This is a genomic window from Nocardioides sp., from assembly GCF_004803405.1.
Classification (GTDB): Bacteria; Actinomycetota; Actinomycetes; order Propionibacteriales; family Nocardioidaceae; genus Nocardioides; species Nocardioides vastitatis.
Window position 1 is genome coordinate 1 of the sequence record NZ_SSXI01000260.1, and the last position, 18,741, is coordinate 18,741.

The window sequence follows — 18,741 nt, forward strand, 5'->3', positions numbered from 1 at the left end:
ATGCCGACCGGCCCCCCGAGCCCACCGCCGACCGCACCGCCGACCACCGCGCCGACCACCGCGCCGACCACCTCGCCGGGCGGCTCGTTCGACGTCGACCACGACGGTCGGACCACCACGCCCGCGCAGCTGCAGGCGTTGCGGGCCCAACGGGCGCAGCAGGTGGTCACCTCCGGATCGGCCGCGCCGACGGTAGCGATCGAGCTCTCCAACGGTCGCGTCATCCCGATCCGGCGCCGGGTGCTGATCGGCCGCAGCCCCCGTGTCCAGCAGGTTGGAAGCAGCGCCAACCTGCCGGCGCTGATCACCGTCGACGATCCGTATGTGTCGGGCACGCACCTGGAGGTCTCGTTCGACGAGGGCCGGGTCCTGGTGACGGACATGTCCACGAACGGCACGCTGCTGAGCCGCCCGGGCCGCGCCCCGGTCCAGCTCGGCACCGGTGTGGCGACGGAGATCGCGGTGGGTGACGTCCTCACCCTGTCGAAGGGCCTGACCGCCACGATCGTCCGCAACCGGGGCGGGTGAGGAGTGGAGGCGCCGCAGATTCCGGGGTTCGTGTTCGTCGGCAGGGTCGGCGAAGGCGGGTTCGCCGACGTCTTCCGCTACCAGCAGGAGCTCCCGACCCGGCAGGTTGCGATCAAGGTGCTGCGCAGCGGCAGCGACCCGACAGCGCTCGAGCTGTTCCGGGCCGAGGCCAACGTGATGGCGCAGCTCTCCAGTCATCCGTCGATCGTGCCGATCTACCAGGCGGGGGTCAGCTCCGACGGTCGCGCGTTCCTGGTCATGGAGTACTGCCCGCCGCCGCACCTCGCGCAGCGCTACCGTCACCAGCCGCTGTCGGTCGACGAAGTGCTCGACATCGGCGTGCGGATCGCCAGCGCCGTCGAGACCGCCCATCGTGCGGGCATCCTGCATCGCGACATCAAGCCCCACAACATCCTCACCAGCACGTTCGGCGTGCCGCTGCTGACCGACTTCGGCATCGCGTCGGTGATCGGCGAGGCCGGCGCAGCCGGCCAGGGCCTGTCGATCCCGTGGTCGCCCCCCGAGGTGCTCGTGGCGGACAGCCACGACGTTCGCAGTGACGTGTACTCGCTCGCGGCCACGCTCTACTCGCTGCTCGCCGGTCACTCGCCGTTCGAGGTCCGCGAGGCATCCGCGAACGAGAACGCGATGCTGATGACGCGGATCGAGCGCGGCCAGCTGAGCCCGCTGCGACGTACCGACGTCCCGGCGTCCCTGGTCGACGTCCTGCGACGGGCGATGGCCGTCCGGGTGGAGGATCGACCCGTGTCGGCCATGGTGCTGGGACGGCAGCTGCAGGACGTGCAGATCGAGCTGCGGCAGTCGCCCACCCGGCTGGAGGTCATGGACGCTGCGCCGTCGGCGGTCGCAGAGGAGCACCCGAACGACGCCCGCACCCTGGTGCGACCCGTGGCGGTGATCATCCCTCCGCAGGTCCGCGCCCGTCAGGCGCCGCTGCGGCCGGCCATCCGAGGTGACACCCTCGAGCCGGACGTCGGGCCGATGATCGACGGTGCCGGGCCCGCGTCACCGCGTCCGGAGCGTGACCAGACGCACCGGGCGGGTGTGCTCGCGCGGGTCGGGGTCGGCGCGCTCGCCGTCGCCGTGGTCGGCGTCGTCGGGTTCGCCCTGCTGGCTGGAGGCTCGGACAGCGACGGGTCCTCCGACGGACCGATCCGGGGTGAGGATCCGGCGGACCCGGTCGAGGTCATCGACATCCCGGCTGCGCCGGTCGTGAGCAGAGCCGGCAAGGGCACCCGCTGGACGTTCACCTGGACGGTGGGCCGGCCCAAGGAGGGCGACGAGTTCAAGGTGGTCCTCTCCGGCGACGGAGCGGACCAGGACGGGCCGGAGTACACCACCGCCACCAGCAAGGCGGTCCGCGTGCCCGCGGGGGCGACGGTCTGCCTGCGCGTGTCTCTCTCACGCGAGGGAAGCCCACCGTCGGCGCCCTCGGAGCAGGTCTGCGTGGTGGGACAGTGATCGGCAGCTGGCGGAGGACAGCCTCGGCGACGACCCTCGCGCTGGTCGTGGTCGCGCTCGTCGTGCTCGCCGTGCGGCACGAGGGCAAGCCGTTCACCGAGGTCGAGCTCAACGACGGCGGAGTGTGGGTCACCAATCGCCAGGACGGCCTGGTGGCCCGCCTCAACCCGCAGATCAAGGAGCTGGACCTGGGCGTCGACGCCGCCAGCGCCCGGTTCGACATCTTCCAGCGCGCGACCGATCTCTATCTCGACGACGCCTCCTCGGACCGCGCCGTCAAACCGGTCGACATCGCGCGAGCAGCGGTCCAGGACGCGACCTCGTTGCCGACCGGAGCGCACGTCGCGCACGGCGGTAGCACCTTCGCAGTCGTGGATGCCGCAACCGGGAAGGCCTGGATCCGGTCGGCGGCCCACTTCAAGGGATTCTCCACGAAGGGGTCGCCGCCGGACGTGACCGAAGCCCTCACCGCGGTGGTCGGCACCGACGGCCGCGCCTACGTGCTGCGACGGGACGGCACTGTCGAGAGCCACGCGATCGACGACAGCGGTGCGGCGGTCGCGGAGGACGAGATCGACCTCGGTGGGGATCTCGGCACCGATCCCGCGCTGGTCGCGCTCAGCGTCGTCGGTGACACGCCGGTGCTCTTCAACCGCACCACGATGGAGCTGGTCCGGCCCGGCACCGACCCGGTCATCCTCGAGACGGCGGACCCCTCCGCCGTGCAGCTCCAGCTCCCCTCTGCCGCCCACGACGAGCTTCACGTCGCGACCTCCGAGGGGTTGCACGTCATTCCCCTGGAGGGGGGCGAGCTCAGGACGATCAGTCGCGGCGAGGTCGCCGGACGGCCGGCCGCACCGGTCTGGTTGGCCAGCGCCGAGTGCGTCTACGCCGCCTGGTCGGACCCGCAGTCCTCGCACAACTACCTGCGCGACTGCGCCGAGGACGCTTTCGACGACACCACCCCCATTCCCGCCATGCAGGCGGGCGCCGAGCTCCAGTTCCGCGTGAACCGCAATGTCGTGGTGCTCAACGACGCGTTCACGGGCGACACCTGGCTCGTGCAGGAACCGGGCAAGGCGAAGGTCGACAACTGGCCGTCGGTCGACCCCAACAACCAGAACCTCTCCAAGCAGAAGGAGACCACCGAGGAGGTCCCCGAGCAGGAGAACCGTCCCCCCGAGCCTGAGAACGACAACCTGGGCGCCCGGCCCGGACGCTCGACCGTCCTGCCCGTCGTCGCCCTCAACGACCACGACCCTGACGGCGACATCATCAGCATCTCCAAGACCCAGCACGTGAGCGGTCCGGAGCTCGAGGTGAAGATCGTCGGCGGCGGAACGCAGCTCCAGGTCGCCGTTCCCGCCGATGCCGAGGGCCGCTCCGTCTTCCGCTACTACGTCACCGACGGCCGCGTGAACGAAGAGCGCTGGGCCGAGGTGTCACTCCAGATCCGCGAGGAGTCACAGCATGCGAAGCCGCAGAAGATGGACGATCGCGATCCTCGACTCCGGGTCACCCGCGGCGCCACCTCGAGCCACTACCTCCTCGCCGACTTCTACGACATGGACGGCGACGACCTGACGCTGACCGACGCCACCGCGCGGGGCGGCGAGGTCGAGTTCCGCCCCGACGGCACGATCACCTTCACCGACAACGGCGACGGCAGCCGGCTCAAGGAGATCCAGTACACGATCGAGGACGGCTACGACGTCATCGTCGGCAAGCTGCCGGTCCAGGTACTGGGGGAGACGGCCCCTCCCGAGCTGGTGGCCGACCTCAAGTCCGGTGTCGCCGGCACCCGGATCGTGGTCCAGCCGCTGTCGAACGACCGCAACCCCGAGGGCCGCGAGCTGACGCTGAAGAGTGTGAAGGTGGTCGGCAACGACGCCGGGACGGAGATCTCGAAGGACCTGGAGTCCGGCACGTTCACCTTCCGGTCCGAGAGGGCGAAGAGCTACTACCTGGAGTACTCCGCCTACAACTCCTCGGCCACCCGGTCGTCGTTCATCCGGCTCGACATCGAGTCACCGCCGAAGGACAACCGGCCGCCGGTCGCGGTGGGCGACAAGGCGGTCGTGACCCCCGGCGGAACCGCGCAGGCCGACCTGCTGCTCAACGACCTCGACCCCGACGGGGACGTCCTCGTGGTCAAGCGGATCGGCCGGTCCTCGATACCGGGCGTCAAGGTGTCGCTCGTCGACAAGCGGCTCGCGGTGATCAGCTCGGTGGCCGACTTCGCCGGTCAGCAGGCAACCGTGGAGTACGTCGTCTCCGACGGTCGTAGCTCGGCGGTCGGGCACCTGGTGGTCGGCCAACGACAGTCGACGCAGACCAACAGACGCCCGGTCGCCAACAAGGACCAGGTGACCGTGCGCGCCGGCTCCGTCACGTCCATCCCGGTCCTGGCCAACGACTCCGACCCCGACGGCGGCAAGCCTCGCCTGTTCCAGTCCGACCTGATCAACGAGCAGGAGCTGAAGGTCTGGGTCGCGGGCGACACGCTGCGTCTGCTGGCGCCGGAGGAGCCCGGTAACTACGCGGTCATCTACGGCGTCCGGGACGTCGACGGTCTCAAGGCCACGGCCGAGGTGGACATCTACGTCGTCGCGGACTCCGCGAAGAACAACCATGCGCCGGTGCCGCAGCCGATCATCGATCGGGTCATCGGCGGCCGTCCGAAGGTGATCTCGGTCGACATGACCGGCGCCGACCCGGACGGGGACTCGGTCGCCTTCCGCGGCATCCTCACTGCTCCGTCGTACGGCCGGATCCTCGACACCGGAGTGGACTGGATCCGCTACGAGGCATTCCCCGGCAAGACCGGCACCGACTTCTTCCAGATCCTGGTGCAGGACAAGTACGGCGCCACCGGTGTCGCCGAGGTTCGCGTAGGCGTCGTGCCGCAGGAGCCGGAGAACCAGGCGCCGGTCGCTCTCGACGACAGCGTGCTGGTCCAGCCGGGCCGCACGATCTCCTACAACGTCCTGACCAACGACGTCGATCCCGACGACGACGCGCTGCGCATCGAGGCTCTCAACGCGCAGGTCGACTCCGAGCACGAGAACGGCTTCGTCGAGCTCGACGTGGGCGATGCCCCCGAGGTCGGCGCCACGGTCAGCAACATCGGCTACACGATCCGGGATGCCGCCGGGGCCCGGGACAGCGCCGTGCTCAAGGTCTCGGCTAGCCGGGATGCGCCCTTCTACGCGCCGATCGCTCGCGACGACGTCGCCGACCTCGGCAAGGTGGTGGGCCGCGATCCCGGTGACAGCGTGGAGATCGCGGTGCTGGAGAACGACCTCGACTTCGACGGGGCCAAGGCGGACCTGCGGGTCACCGGCTGTGACGCCGGCAGCAAGGGGGACTGCGCGGTCAGCGTCGACGAGGCCAGTGTGGAGGTCAGCCTCGAGGCCGAGGACCAGGTGGTGCTCTATCGGCTCGACGACGCCGACGACGAGTCGCCGGCGACGTTCGGGGTGATCTTCGTCAGCGGCACGGACAACGTGCCGCCGCAGCTGACCACCGATCCGGAACTGATCCCGGTGGAGGTGACGGAGGGCCAGGACGTGGTGATCGACCTGAGGGACCTCGTGGTGACCCGCGCCGGCCGCGACGTCCAGATCGTCTCGGACTCCACCCCCACGGCCGTCAACGGTGCCGTGAACCCGGTCGAGGACGCGCCGACCTCGCTCGCCTTCACGCCGCGGCGCGGCCATGTCGGTCCGGCGTCGGTGACGGTCGAGGTGACCGACGGGCGGAGTGCGGCGGAGGACGCGGCGCTCACCTCGCTGCTCACGATCCCGATCGACGTCGCGCCCGCAGGCAACGTTGCTCCGACGATGCGGAACGCCGTCGTGGACGTGACGACCGCGGACGACCCGGTGGAGGTCGACCTGGCCGGGCTGACCACGGACGCCAACGAGGGTGACCTCGCGGCGATGACCTTCACCGTGGACTCGGTCGACGAGGGCGTCACCGCCGAGATCGCGCCGGGCGACAGCATCCTGTCGATCGATGCCGGAAGCGGGGCCGACCAGGGGGACACCCTGCGGGTCGACGTCTCCGCTGTCGATGCCCAGGGCGCCCGCGGGTCCGCAGCGATCACGGTGCACGTCGTCGACAGCAGCCGGCCACTGATGCAGATCCCCACGATCAACGTCGCGGGCAAGCGCGACGAGGAGATCACCGTCGACGTCGCGGAGTACGCGGTGAACCCCTACCCCGGAGAGCCGATCGAGGTCACCAATCCCAGGATCGAGGGCTCCGGCCGGCTGTCCGGAGTGAAGGCCGAGGGTTCGGTCGTCTCGTTCACGCCGACCACATCGGGCACGTCGACGCTCAAGGTCTCGGTGGCCGACGCGTCCGGGGACGCCGCACGCAAGGTGACCGCCCGCATCAACGTCACGGTCGTTGACGAGCCGGAGGCTCCGCTGCGCCCCACGGTGTCGTCGGTGGAGGCGTCGTCCGCTGTCCTGTCCTGGCGGGAGCCAGAGTCGAACGGCGCGCCCATCACGTCCTACAAGGTCGAGGGATCCCACGGTTTCAGCCAGGACTGCGCGGCGACGACGTGTCGGCTGCAGGACCTCACGCCCGGCGAGACCTACACGTTCACGGTGCGGGCGGTGAACTCGGAGGGAGCCAGTGAGCCGAGCCCGCCGTCGCAGGAGGTCGTGCCCAACCGGGCACCGGACCTGATGACGCCGCCGACCATCGTCGTCGCCGGGAAGCCGACGGGCACGCAGATGGATCGGAAGCTCACGGTGCGGTGGTCAGTGCCGGCCAACGAGGGCTCGCCGATCACGGGGTTCGAGATCAAGGAGGCGGGCAGCGCGAGGACCTGGCTGGCGCCGGGCGGCGCGACGTCGTACACGATCCCCGGGCTCACCAACGGGACTCCCTACGCCTTCGAGATCCGGGCGATCAACACCGTGGAGCCGCGCCGTCAGTTCTCGGGTGCGTCCAAGGCGGTCGCGCCGTTCGGCGTCCCGATGCGGACTGGCCTCGCGCCGGCCCTCTCCGCCAGCGAGGCCGGCAACTTCCTGCAGCGCCCGTGGGTGCGGATCGAGTGGAGCAGCTGGTCGGAGTCGCAGAGCAACGGCAACCCGGTCTCCAGCTACACGATCAGCTGCAGCGGCTGCAACCGGTCCAGCTACGTCGTCGACGCATCCGCCTCGTCGAAGACCTTCGACGAGAGCGACGGCATCCAGAAGGGAAAGACGGTGACCTTCACCGTCGCGGCCAACAACGACGCCGGCCGCAGCGACCCGAGCCCGAGCGTCTCCGGCCGTCCGTGGACGAAGGCGGGGCCGGTGCGCAACCTGCGGGAGGTCGGGGAGTCGCCCGCGGACGGGGTGGCGACCATCGCGTGGGACGCACCTGCCGACGACGGCGGCCTGGCCATCGGTCACTACGTGGTCAGGACCAGTACCGGCCGCCAGTACACCGTCGGAGCGGCGCCCGGCGGCGGCCGGCAGATCGACTTCGCCGACAACGGGCGCCACTCGGTCACCGTCTGGGCCGTCACCCACAACGGTGACCGGGCGATCGACGGCGACTCCCAGGAGCTCGGCGACATCGACACGTGGGGCAAGCCGGGGGCGCCGCCGATCACCGTCAACAACAGCAACGAGCACTACAAGGTCTTCATCCAGGTCAACGAGGGTGCCCCGAACGGGAAGGACGTCACCGGCGTCCAGTACAGCAACGACTCCGGTGCGAGCTGGCGCGACATCAGGTCCGGCAGCTCCTACGCGGAGGAGGTCCCCGAGGGCGGTACGACCCGCACGATCCTGGCGCGGACCGTCTCGGAGGCCGACGGCGACCGGAAGTACAGCGAGGTGGTGAGGCTCAACGGCACCTCGAAGGCCAAGGACCTCGCCGTCGACGTCCTGTGCAACGTCCTGGGCCAGAACTGCTACGTCACCCTCAACGGGTCAGGATTCCTCCAGTCGGGCAACACCGCCACGGTCACGCTCCACGGCATTCACGCCGAGGACCCGGCGCAGTGCAACTTCACCCAGTCCGTCGGCGGGTCCTTCGCCGGCCGCTTCGGCGGCAACAGCTGCACGGTCTCCGGCTACGGCGGGGTCGAGGCCAACGTCGCAGGCATGACCGACAGGAACTACTGACCTCCACCACCGTCCCTCCGAACACCCCCCGAACACCCCCGAACACCCCCGACCCCCCCGACCCCCCGAACACCCCGCCATGAAAGGACGACATGTCGCTCACCACCGAGCAGACCGAGTGGTTCTCCCAGACCTTCGCCCGCCTCGTCGGCAACGTCGAGCAGGCGATCGTCGGCAAGACCGAGGTCGTCCAGCTCGCCTTCATCGCCCTCATCGCCGAGGGGCACCTGCTCCTCGAGGACTTCCCGGGCACCGGCAAGACCTCCCTGGCACGGGCGATGGCCCAGACCATCCAGGGCAACCACCACCGGATCCAGTTCACGCCGGACCTGCTGCCCAGTGATGTGACCGGTGTGACCGTCTACGACCAGCGCAGCCAGGAGTTCGAGTTCCACAGGGGCCCGATCTTCGCCAACGTGGTGCTGGCCGACGAGATCAACCGCGCCTCGCCGAAGACCCAGTCCGCGTTGCTGGAGGTGATGGAGGAGAGCCAGGTCACCGTCGACGGTGTCACTCATCCGGTCGACCAGCCGTTCGTCGTGATCGCGACCCAGAACCCCATCGAGCAGGCCGGCACCTACCGGCTGCCCGAAGCGCAGCTCGACCGGTTCCTGATCAAGACCTCGCTGGGCTACCCCGAGCACGACGACGCCGTGCGGATCCTCGCCAACGCTCCCAAGGGCAAGGCCGCCGCGGTGGTCCGCCCGATCATCGGTGGCGGAAGCATCCTGCAGCTCATCGAGATGGCCCAGCAGGTCCACGTCGATCCCGCGCTCTACGCCTACGTCTCGCGCCTCACCGAGGAGACCCGGGACGCGCCCGAAGTGGTCCTCGGCACCAGCATCCGCGCGGGTCTCGCCCTCGTCCGTGCCGCCCGGGCGCGGGCGGCCGCCTTCGGCCGCGGCTACGTCCTGCCCGACGACGTGAAGTCGCTGGCGATCCCGGTCCTCGCGCATCGCATCGTGCTCGACCCCGAGGAGGACTTCCGCGGCACCACGAGCGAGGACGTCATCCGCCGTGTCCTGGAGCGGGTGCACGTGCCACAGGAGTCGGCCGCGCGATGAATGCCCGTTCGCGGACCGGCTCGTGGGTGGTCGGCGCGCGCCGTACCGTCGTCGAGCTCTCACGCCGACGCAGGGCATGGAGTGGTGCCGTGCGCGAGGCGCTGGTGGCGCGGACCAGTCACGCCCGGGACGTGCTGGCGCCGATCACGCGGACCGTCACCCCCGCGGGCTGGGCGGTCGCTGTGCTCGCGGCCGTGCTCCTGGTCGCGGCACCGCTGCTCAACTGGGGGGAGCTGCTCGTCGGTGGCGTCTTCCTCGCCCTCGTCGAGGCGATCGCGGTCCTGTTCGTCGTCGGGCGCCAGCCGGTCGCAGCCCGGCTGGACCTGACCCGTGAGCGGGTGATCGTGGGGGAGCGGGCCAACGGGTTCCTGACGGTGTCGAACCCGACGACGCGGCGGTCCCGGCCGATGGTGGTGGAGTTCCCGGTGGGAGCGGGCCGCGCGGCGTTCGAGCTGCCGGCCCTCGAGCCGGGTGGCGAGCACGAGGAGCTGTTCGCGATCCCGACCGCCCAGCGTGCCGTCCTCGACGTCGGGCCGGTGACGGCAGTGCGCACCGACCCGCTCGCGCTGCTCCGCCGTGAGCGACACCTCAGCCGGGTCGACACTCTCTACATCCACCCCAAGACGCTCCGGGTGGAGGGTTCGGCGGCCGGTCTGGTGCGGGACCTCGAGGGCCAGACGGTGCCGAAGGTGTCCGACAACGACGTCGCCTTCCATGCCCTTCGCGGCTATGTTCCCGGAGACGACCGCCGCCACATCCACTGGAAGTCCAGCGCCAAGACCGGCACGCTCATGGTCCGGCAGTTCGAGGAGACCCGGCGGTCCCACCTGCTGACGATGATCAGCTCCCGGCTGGAGGACTACGCCAGCGACGAGGAGTTCGAGCTCGCGATCTCGGTCGCCGGGTCCCTCGGCACCCAAGCCCTCGCGGACGGACAGCAGATGAGTGCGGTCTCGTCCCTGGCCTCCCTTCCGGCCCGCAGTGCGCAACAGTTCCTGGACGGTCTCTCGGGTCTCACCTACGACTGGCAGGCCCGGCGCCTGGTCGAGGTCGCTCGACGCTTGCAGGGTGACGAGCAAGCCGCAAGCGTCGTCGTCCTCTGTGTCGGATCGGAGGTCACGGTCACCGAGCTGCGTCGCGCACGCCAGCACCTACCGGTCGACACCCGGGTGATCGCGGCTCGGTGCGTGATCGGGCAGGAGCCGTCGCTGCGGTGGCTCGGCGACCTGGCCGTGGCGACGATCGGGCGCCTCGAGGAGCTCGGGGTCGCCGTACGACGGGTCGCAGCGTGAGCACGCCCCGATGAACAGCAGTCGGCCGATGGTGGTCGTCCCCGAACGCGGACCGCGCATCGGGGCGGCGCCGTCCTGGCGCCTGGCGCTCGTGGACACGGTCCTGGTCGTCGGCCTCGGCGTCCTGGCCTCCTGGCCGTTCGCAGCCGCCTACGCCGGCCGCCGATGGCTGCTGGCCGTCGTCGTCGGCATGGTGCTCGGCCTCGCGGTGAGCTGGCTCAGCGTGCGGTTGCGGTGGGGTTCCTGGCTCACGGCACTGGCCGCCGTCGCCGGCTATCTCGCGGTGGGCTCCGCGGTGGCGGTGCCGGGCCGCGCACGGAGCGGGCTGCTGCCCACCGCCGACTCGCTGCGGGACCTCGTGATCGGGCTGGTGCACGCGTGGCGGGAGTCTCTGACCCTGCCCGCACCGCTCGGGACGAGCGGCGTGGTGCTGGTCGTGCCGCTGGTGACCGGCCTGGTCGGTGCGCTGCTCGCGACCGTCTTCCTCTGGCGCTCCCGCTGGCCCGGGATGGCCGGTGTGGTCCTCGCGGCGATGCTGGTCGTCGCCTCGGCGTTCGGGGACGTCGAGGCGGAGGCGGCGGTCGGCCGGGGCCTCGCCCTCGCCGGCGTCGGCCTGGTGTGGCTGCGCTGGCGGTCGGCTCGGCACGTGCAGGCCCGGTGGATGCGTCGCGTCGTCGCCACCTGCGGGGTCGTCATGGCCGCTGGCGCCGTCGCTGCCGGCGCAGGCTCCGTGGGCAGCACCGAGGAGTACCGCGTCGTGCTCCGCGACCACGTCGAGCCGCCCTTCGACCCACGCGCCTACCCCAGTCCCTTGTCGAAGTTCCGTGCCTACAAGAAGGAGCCGGTGAAGACCGGCACCACCTTGTTCACCGTGGACGGTCTGGAGAGCGGCACACTCGTTCGGTTCGCGGTCATGGACGCCTACGACGGCATCGTGTGGAACGTCTCGGGTGGCCCCGACGCAGGACACGACTCCGGCACCTTCCGTCGGCTTCGCAACGATCCTGAGGCGAACCAGGGGGCGAACGTGCGCGGCCGGATCACCGTCGGCGACTACACCGGAGTGTGGGTGCCGAGTGTCGGCGAGACGCTGTCGATGACGCCGTCGAGGGACGGCGAGCACGACGACCTCGCCGCCAGCGAGCTGGTCGTCAACCCCGAGACGGGCACGGTCGCTCAGATCGGAGGGGTCCGGCAGGGCACGACCTTCGAGATCCAGGCCGCGGTGCCGGCTCCGCTCCAGGAGGAGGAGATCGCACTGCACGACCTCGACTCCTCGGTCTCGCTGCCGGCGCCGGCCATCGTGCCGGAGGAGCTCGTGGACCGGGTCCAGCGCTGGCAGGTCGACGCAGACTTCTCCGGCACCACCGGGGGTGAGCTCGCCCAGTTCCTCCGCGACTCGTTCCGCGAGCACGGGTTCTACTCCGACGGCATCGACGACTACGTCCCGGCGGGCCACGGCGCCAGCCGGATGGCCCTGCTGACCAGGACCGCCACGCCGGTCGGCAACGCCGAGCAGTACGCCTCGGCGATGGCGTTGGCCGGCCAGCGGATGGGTCTGCCGATCCGGGTGGTGATCGGCTTCAAGGTGCCGCCCGGCGACGGCGTGGTCCGCGGCGAGCACGTCACCGCCTGGACGGAGGTGAAGCTGGAGGACGCCGGCTGGGTGCCGTTCGAGCCCACGCCCCCCGAGGACCAGAAGCTGCGCCGTCCCAACGACGAGCCGGACGAGGAGCCTCAGCCACAGGTCCTCCAGCCGCCCCGGGTGCCGGGTGAGCCCAAGGATGCCACCGACAACCTGCAGCAGGGTGACGGCGACCGCACCAAGGGCGACATCCTGGCGCTCCTCGCGACGATCCTCGGCGTCGGACTCACCGTCGCCAAGGTGCTGCTCGTCCTGTCCCCGCTGTGGGGCGTCGCGCTGTTCAAGGCCCTGCGGCGCAGGCGCCGCCGGAAGGTGGCCGACCCCACGACCCGGCTGGCCGGGGCATGGCGGGAGCTCACCGACCGCCTTGGTGACCTCGGCGTGCGCACGGCGCCCTCGGCGACGCGGCGGGAGAGCGCCTACGCCGCCGCCGAGAGGTACGACGCCGTATCGGTCGTCGCGCTGGCCTACACCGCGGATCGTCACGTCTTCGGCCCCGGCCGGCCCACCCGCGCCGAGGCTCGTGCCTACTGGTCCGACGTGGACAGCGCTCTGAAGGGGATCCGCAGGGCGACACCGTGGTGGCGCCGCATCGCGGCGCCGTTCTCGCTGGCCACGGTCCCGTGGCGGCGCGCCCTCGACCGAGTCCGGGCGCGGGCCCGACGGCTGGCAGTGCGACTGGGCCGGGCCCTCCTCGCTCCGGTCGCCGGCCTGCGCCGCCGGCTGCCGCGTCGTGGTGGTTTGCCCCGCGAGCGCCGGGGGTAGGCGTGGATGCTGCGCTGTGTGTCGGAGAACGCTGCCTTCTGGCTCGGGAAGTAGGAACGTGATGTCGGTTCGTCGTTGGGTGAGTGCGGGTGTGGTCGGGCTGCTCGGGCTGGGGATGACCCTGCAGCCGGTGACAGCACAGGCCGCCGTGAGGAGCACTGAGCTCGGGGCCTATGAGTGGGCCACAGCCAATGACCCGGGCTGCGTCCCGACATTCAACGGTGCGCGACCGGGGACCGTCAGGTACCCCCCGGGCGTGTGGCGGACGATCGCGCTCGACCGCACCGGTTCTACAGCAGCGGCGGGCTTCCGTGCCACGGCCGTCGTCACCGGGCGAATGTCGGGGGACTCCCGGGGGACGACGCGGGTCCGGATGCGGGCCACCGCGACCGCGTCGGCGAACCCGACGACGGCTTCCAGCGTCTGCTCGCCGACCGTGAAGGTGTACACCAGGGTCACCGGCGTCGGGGTGACGGTGCCGAAACGTTCCTGGCTCGTGGTCCGCGGCAGCGCCTCGGCCCGTGGCAGGACCGACGGTGCGGTCGGCGTCGTGGCGTCGGACGGGTCGTCCATCGTCGTCAAGCCTGGGCGCTCCCTCACCAGGCTGGTCCCACCCGGCTCCTATTCCGTCGGCGGGCAACTGATCGCCGAAGTGACCGTCCCGTTCGGCTCGCGCGACGACCAGCTGAGCCGTGCCAGTGCCGACGTCGCCGCCAACATCTTCCCGATCGGAACCCTGCGCTCGCAGCGAGGCAGGGCGCTGCGCTTCCTCCGGGCCGGCCACCGCAACTGCACCGACCACAAGGTGCGGGTCGCCCTGAGCCGGAGCCTGCCGCGGAGGGCGAAGCGGGTCACGCTCTACGTCAACGGCGACAGGCGCACGGTGCTGACCGGTCGGGAGCTGCGGCGCACCGCCGTCGTACTGCGCCGCATCGCCCCGAGGTCGGACGGAGTCGTCCGGGCCGTGGTGGTGAGGAAGTCGGGCGCGAGGGAAGCCATGCGGGCGACGTCCTGGCCCTGTCGCTGACCATCCGCGGCTCGGCCACGTGGCGTGACCTGGCCGCGTCGGCTTGCTCGGGAGGCCCCGGCACGCGATACTCGTAGAACTAGAACGTGTTCTATTCAGGAGTGTCGGGTGTACGACTTCGAGGGCGAGCGCGGCGCCGCGACCGGTGACCGCGGCGGGCCGCATCGGGCACTTCTCCTGCTGGAGGTGCCGCGCTTCGCGGTGGAGTACGGCGCCTCCCGGCTGATCGACCTCGCCCTGCCCGACCGCGACGTCGGGCGCGGCCGACCGGTGCTGGTGCTGCCCGGCTTCTCCGCGCACGACGCCATGACAGGCCGGCTCCGCGGCCACCTGGAGCAGCGCGGCTGGCGGGTCCACGGCTGGGGGCTCGGCAGCAACCACGGCCTCACCGAGCGGATCGTCGCCGGCCTGCCGGAGCGGTTCGCCGAGCTGGCCGACCGCTACGGGCAGCCCGTCAGCGTCGTGGGCTGGAGCTTCGGCGGACTGCTGGCCCGGTGGCTGGCCCATGAGCACCCGGAGCGGGTCCGGCAGGTGGTCTGCCTGGGGTCGCCGTGGCGCGCCGAGGGCGAGCGCACCCGGGCGACCGCGCTCTTCGAGCGGTCGCGGGCTCGACACGGGATCGTCGAGAACGCCCGCGAGATCGTCGACCAGCTCCGAGAGCCGCTTCCGGTGCCGGTGACGGCGGTGTGGTCGAGGTCGGACGGGATCGTGCCGTGGCGGGGCTGCACCGTCGACGAGCGGCGCGACCCGCCGGCCGAGAACGTCGAGGTGGTCAGCAGTCATGTCGGCATGGTCGCCAACCCGATCGTGCTCACGGTCCTGGTCGACCGGCTTCGGCAGGATCCCGCCGACTGGCGGACGTTCTCCTGGCGTGGCCTCCTCCCGCTGGGGCTGGCGTCGTGAGCGCCCTCGAGGGCCGCGACCCGGGCTACGTCGCGACGGTGCTGCCGCTCCTCAAGCTTGCGATGAAGGGCTACTTCCGCTCGACCGTGCGCGGCATGGACAACGTGCCCGCGGGGGGCGCGCTGATGGTCGGCAACCACTCGGGAGGCCTGCTCGCGATGGATGTCCCGATCATCGCCGTCAGCTTCGCCGAGACCTTCGGTGCCTCCCGGCCGCTGCACTGCCTGGCCCATGACATGCTCTTCACCGGCGCGGCCGGACCCTTCTTCCGGAAGTTCGGGTTCGTGCCGGCCACCCGCGAGAACGCCCTCGAGATCCTTCGCGGCGGCGGCGTCACCATCGTGTTCCCGGGCGGGGACTACGACACCTTCCGCCCGACCTTCAGGGCCAACGTCGTCGACTTCAACGGCCGCACCGGCTACGTCCGTACGGCGCTCGAGGCCGGAGTGCCGATCCTCCCCGTCGTCTCGGTCGGCGGGCAGGAGGCGCAGCTGTTCCTGACCCGCGGCCAGTGGATCGGGCGCCGCGCCCCGTGGCGCAAGCTGCTGCGCACCGACCTGTTCCCGATCGGGATCGGCTTCCCGTTCGGTCTGATGCCGGCCTTCCCGCCCAATCTTCCGCTGCCGACCAAGATCACCACCCGGGTCCTCGAGCCGGTCGACCCGGCCACCGTGCTGGGACCCGACCTCGACCCGGCGGACCACGTCGCGGCGATCGACGAGATCGTGCGGTCCAGGATGCAGGACGCGATCGACGAGCTCGCCCGCGCGCGCCGCTTCCCGGTGCTGGGGTGACCGGGTTGCGGAGGATCCTTCGCATCCCGCTGAGGCTGCTGCACGCGCTGCGGTCGCAGCTGTGGGTGTTCGGGATGCTCGTCCGCAGCCGGATGCTGGTCTGGATGAGCCCGGCGAAGTACGTCGCCCTCGTCCGGGTGATCGGTGACCAGGGCACCACCGCCACGGCGAGCTTCGCCCTCGCCGCGGTCCGACGGCCGGGCGGCACCGCCCTCGTCGACGAACGCGGCTCGCTGACCTGGCAGCAGCTGCAGGACCGCTCGGCGGCGCTCGCCGCCGGAGTGCTCGACGTGCTCGGTGGGCCCGTCGACGTGGTGGCGGTCCTGTGTCGCAACCACCGGGGCTTCGTCGACGCCCTGCTCGCCAGCTCGCGGCTCGGGGCGGACGCGCTGCTCCTGAACACCGGCTTCTCGGGGCCGCAGCTCGCCGACGTGATGGAGCGCGAGGGTGCGCGGGTGATCGTGTACGACGAGGAGTTCGCCGACGTCGTCGCCGACGCCCGGGCCCGGGTCGACGGGCTGGTCGAGATCCTCGGCTGGGCCGACCGTCGGGTCCCCGAGGGCGTCCTGAGCAGCGACGGCCTGATCGCGGCCCACCACGGGCAGGCGCCGCCGAAGCCTGCGGGCCGAGGTCGCGTCGTACTCCTGACCTCGGGGACGACCGGTACCCCCAAGGGTGCGCGGCGCAGCGGGGGAGGGCCCGACGAGCTGGCCGGGATGCTCGAGGCGATCCCGTGGCGTGGCGAGGAGACCGTCGTGGTGGCGGCGCCGATGTTCCACGCCTGGGGCTTCGGCCAGCTCGTCATCGCCGCGACCATGGCCTGCACCGTCGTCACCCGGCGGAGGTTCGACCCCGAGGCCACGTTGCGGCTCGTCGACGACCACCGCGCCACCGGGCTGAGCGTCGTGCCGGTGATGCTCGAGCGGATCATGGACCTGCCCGAGGAGGTGCTCGACCGCTACTCCCTCTCCTCCCTGCGTTTCGTGTCCGCCAGCGGCTCACGGATGCGGCCCCAGTCGGTGATCGCCTTCATGGACCGGTTCGGGGACGTCGTCCACAACAGCTACAACGCGACCGAGGCCGGCCAGATCAGCGTCGCCGGCCCGGCGGACCTCAGGCACGCGCCGGACACCGCGGGCCGACCGGTCCGCGGGACCCGGCTGCGGGTCGTCGACGACCGAGGCCGCGACGCGCCGGCCGGCGTGGTCGGCCGGATCCTGGTCCGTGGCGCCTCGCCGTTCGACGGCTACACCGGGGGGGACGAGAAGCAGTTCGTCGACGGGTACATGGTCAGCGGCGACGTCGGTCGACTCGACCCGGACGGCCGGCTCTACGTCGTCGGCCGGGACGACGACATGATCGTCTCGGGCGGGGAGAACGTCCACCCGGTCGAGGTCGAGAAGGTCCTCGGCCAGCACCGGGCGGTGCGGGACGTGGTCGTCGTGGGCGTCGACGACGAGTCGTTCGGCCAGCGGCTCGCCGCGTACGTCGTGCTCGCCGACGGCTCGTCGGCCACCCCCGACGACCTGAAGGCGCACGTCCGCGCGCAGCTCGCCGGATACAAGGTGCCTCGCGACGTCGTGTTCCTCGACGAGCTGCCCCGCAACGCCTCGGGCAAGGTGATGGCGCGCGAGCTGCCGGGAGCCGCGCGATGACCCGCGTGCGACCGGCGATCGAGCGGATGGCCGGGATCGACGCCGGTTTCCTCTACATGGAGACACCCTCGGTCCACATGCACACCCTCAAGATCGCCATCCTCGAGGCCGACGACGAGCTGACGTACGACGCCTTCGTCACCGGGCTGCTGGCCCGGCTCAAACGGCTGCCGCCCCTGCGCCGGCGGGTGGTGGAGGTGCCTTTCGGGCTCAACCACCCCGTGTGGGTGACCCTGCCGCGGATCGACGTCGCCCACCACATCCGGCGCCACCGGCTCGGCGGCGACACGAGCATGCGCCAGCTCGAGCAGCTGATCGGTCTGATCGCCAGCACCCCGCTCGACCGGAAGCACCCGCTCTGGGAGCTGCACTACTGCGAGGGCCTCGAGGGCGGCCGGGTGGCCGTGGTCGGCAAGCTGCATCACGCCCTGGCCGACGGCGCTGCCGCCAACGCGCTGCTGGCGAACGTCACCGACGTTCGCACGGCGGTGCCACCGGAGCCGCTCCAGGAGGAGCTGGAGGTGGCGACCCGGCTGCCGGGCAAGGCGATGCTGGTCCGGCACGCGTTGCATGATGCGACCGTCCAGATCCGGTTCATCCCGGGCCTCCTCGTCCGCACGGTCAGGGGCGTGATCGGCGCCCTCAAGGAGCGCCGTGGCGGCGTCAGCACGCCGGTGCCGGTCCTGCACGCGCCACGGGTCTCGTTCAACGGCTCGCTCACGCCGCTGAGGTCCTTCGCGACGGCGACGCTCCCGCTCGCCGAGTTCAAGCGGATCCGGGCCCAGCACGACGGCGTGACGCTCAACGACCTCGTGCTCGCCGTGACGTCGGGCGCGCTGCGCCGCTGGCTGGCCGCCCGTGGCGAGCGGCCCTCCTCGTCGCTCCTCGCCGGCGTCCCGATCAGCGCCGACGAGCGCGACGCGGTGCCCCGGCTCGGCGGCAACCGTGTCTCCAACCTGTTCACCACGCTCGCCACCGACGTGGACGACCCGGTCGAGCGGCTGCGCAGGATCTCCGAGACCACCGCCCAGGCCAAGCGGATCCAGCAGCGCCTCGGAACCTCGATCCTCGCGGACTGGACCCAGTTCACGCCGCCGCGGCCGTTCGCGCTCGCGGTTCGCGCTTACTCGCGCCTCAGCGCCGCGTCGTGGCACCCGGCCCCGTTCTCGGTGATCGTCTCCAACGTCCCCGGCCCCCGGGAGCCGGCGACCGTCGGCGGCGCCCGGCTGGCCGACCTGTTCAGCGTCGGCCCTCTCGTCGACGGCATCGGCCTCAACGTGACCGTCTGGTCCTACGTCGACCGGATGAACTTCTCGCTGCTCGCGTGCCCGGACCTGCTGCCGGACGTGGCCCGGCTGGCGTCGTACTTCCCGGAGGCACTGGCGGAGCTCGACCTCGACACCGGATCCCGCGGCGCCGGAGGAGAGGCGCACCGCGAGCCGGGTGCCGGCGCGT

General features: G+C 71.4%; 11 protein-coding genes. All 11 read left to right on the forward strand.

What is annotated here, in order from left to right; all coding sequences use genetic code 11:
* The coding region (locus E7Z54_RS18685; RefSeq protein ID WP_136436238.1) for an FHA domain-containing protein at positions 1–528 on the forward strand (528 nt) is incomplete at its 5' end.
* 30 nt (positions 529–558) lie between these two features.
* The gene (locus tag E7Z54_RS18690; RefSeq protein ID WP_168798410.1) at positions 559–2,010 is read left to right on the forward strand and encodes a serine/threonine-protein kinase; all 1,452 of its coding nucleotides are present in this window, start codon (positions 559–561) and stop codon (positions 2,008–2,010) included.
* Positions 2,007–8,141 (forward strand): Ig-like domain-containing protein, encoded by a 6,135-nt coding sequence (locus E7Z54_RS18695; protein ID WP_136436240.1) that lies wholly within the window; start codon positions 2,007–2,009, stop codon positions 8,139–8,141. Before E7Z54_RS18690 ends, E7Z54_RS18695 begins: the two co-directional genes overlap by 4 nt.
* Positions 8,142–8,233: 92 nt before the next feature.
* The gene (locus tag E7Z54_RS18700) at positions 8,234–9,205 is read left to right on the forward strand and encodes an AAA family ATPase (RefSeq protein WP_136436241.1); all 972 of its coding nucleotides are present in this window, start codon (positions 8,234–8,236) and stop codon (positions 9,203–9,205) included.
* Positions 9,202–10,497: a DUF58 domain-containing protein gene (locus E7Z54_RS18705; RefSeq protein ID WP_136436242.1), complete on the forward strand. Its 1,296-nt coding sequence runs from the start codon at positions 9,202–9,204 to the stop codon at positions 10,495–10,497. Before E7Z54_RS18700 ends, E7Z54_RS18705 begins: the two co-directional genes overlap by 4 nt.
* A gap of 10 nt (positions 10,498–10,507) precedes the next feature.
* A complete protein-coding gene (locus tag E7Z54_RS18710) occupies positions 10,508–12,907 on the forward strand; it encodes a transglutaminase-like domain-containing protein (protein WP_136436243.1) in 2,400 nt (799 codons plus the stop codon).
* Between the two features lie 256 nt (positions 12,908–13,163).
* Entirely contained in the window at positions 13,164–13,934 is a 771-nt protein-coding gene (locus E7Z54_RS18715; RefSeq protein ID WP_136436244.1) for a hypothetical protein, read from the forward strand.
* A gap of 108 nt (positions 13,935–14,042) precedes the next feature.
* Positions 14,043–14,837, forward strand: coding sequence for an esterase/lipase family protein (locus E7Z54_RS18720; protein ID WP_136436245.1), 795 nt, complete (start codon positions 14,043–14,045; stop codon positions 14,835–14,837).
* The gene (locus E7Z54_RS18725; protein ID WP_206056393.1) at positions 14,834–15,631 is read left to right on the forward strand and encodes a lysophospholipid acyltransferase family protein; all 798 of its coding nucleotides are present in this window, start codon (positions 14,834–14,836) and stop codon (positions 15,629–15,631) included. The genes E7Z54_RS18720 and E7Z54_RS18725 overlap by 4 nt, the downstream gene beginning before the upstream one ends.
* Positions 15,628–17,286: an AMP-binding protein gene (locus E7Z54_RS18730; RefSeq protein WP_206056394.1), complete on the forward strand. Its 1,659-nt coding sequence runs from the start codon at positions 15,628–15,630 to the stop codon at positions 17,284–17,286. The genes E7Z54_RS18725 and E7Z54_RS18730 overlap by 4 nt, the downstream gene beginning before the upstream one ends.
* Positions 17,283–18,741 (forward strand): WS/DGAT/MGAT family O-acyltransferase (locus E7Z54_RS18735; RefSeq protein ID WP_136436246.1); only part of this gene is annotated, 1,459 nt, incomplete at its 3' end. The genes E7Z54_RS18730 and E7Z54_RS18735, both read left to right, overlap by 4 nt.